We start from the raw sequence: 1,223 nt of genomic DNA, 5'->3' as shown, positions 1-1,223 counted from the left end.
TCTTTCTTCACTTTTTCTACTGTTATAAAGCTATTAAAAATACTTTCATTTCTAAAAGGTTTATCCGCTATATAATCATTTTTAAATAATGTATGAACATAAGACACAATAGTAGAAACAAAACCCGGCGAACGTACTATAAAGTTATCTTCATGAAATGTAATCGACTTTATATGGTTCTTTTCTTTTTGCATAGAATCTACTAAAATAAGTCTTTTTATTAATGACTGTTTTTGTATAGATTGAAGTGTAGCTTCACCCCATTTTTTTAATTTAGAGATGTTTTCAATACTGATTTCTGGCGAATACGTATCCTTTTCTACAACTGCATATACTTTATCTGCCTGTATGAGAGAGTAACTTATATTACCAACCTTTAAATTTTTCTCAATCATATAACATAGTTTGCTTTCAAACGAAACAGATACAACTTCATCATTCTCTACATATGCATCCACTGAAAATATTCCAGATAGCGTTTCGATTTTGTATTGATTAGACTCTCTCTTTTTTAAATACCCGCTTTCTAGTAACATCGTTATTACTGCGACAATACCTCCGTAATGAAGAGGTATAGATCCTTCATGATTAAAAAACAATACAGCTGCATCCACTTCATTATGAATAGAAGGAACGACAATACATCCATTTAAACCGATAAAACCACGTGGTTCATTTAATAAAAGCTTCATTTCTTCTGCTAATTCACCTGAAAATTGTTCGTTTAATTGCTCCAAACTGTAGTAGTATTTGCATGGTACGTCTTTCATTACACGAAATGCCTCGCCATTTACGTGTACGTCTACTGCTGTATACATTTTTTGAATGTTCATTTTACATCCTCCGTTTCATGTTCCATCGGCGGAATTAGCAAAAATCCTTCTTTAAGTGGATCCTTTTCATTGTAAAAAAATCTATGCATACCCATAAGCCAAGCGGATCCCGTAATTTTCGTTACTACAGCTTCAATATTTTCGACATATGTTGTATTCATGACACAACCTTTAAATAGAGAACCTACAATACTCTCATGAACGAATTCTTCATCAATGTCGATTTTTTTATGAGCGTATAATACAGCTAACTTCGCTGATGTTCCTGTACCACATGGAGATCGATCAATTCCCCCTGGTGGAACAACAACTGTATTTTTCACATGCGCACTTTCATGAGTAGGATCTGTATAAAATTCAACATGTGTTAATCCTCTTATAAACGAATAC

Annotated in this window: 2 protein-coding genes; both read right to left on the bottom strand. The window is 32.9% G+C overall.

The window, feature by feature from the left end:
* Positions 1-833, bottom strand: an 833-nt coding sequence (locus AC1DTM_RS27305) for a proline racemase family protein (protein WP_477001359.1), incomplete at its 3' end; no start/stop codon positions are given.
* On the bottom strand, positions 830-1,223 hold a 394-nt coding region (locus AC1DTM_RS27300; protein ID WP_477001358.1), incomplete at its 5' end, for a proline racemase family protein. The genes AC1DTM_RS27305 and AC1DTM_RS27300, both read right to left, overlap by 4 nt.

It is taken from the genome of Bacillus sp. P4_D3, assembly GCF_056401855.1.
Note: the sequence above shows the minus strand (reverse complement) of the source record. Positions and strands in the feature narration are given on the sequence as shown.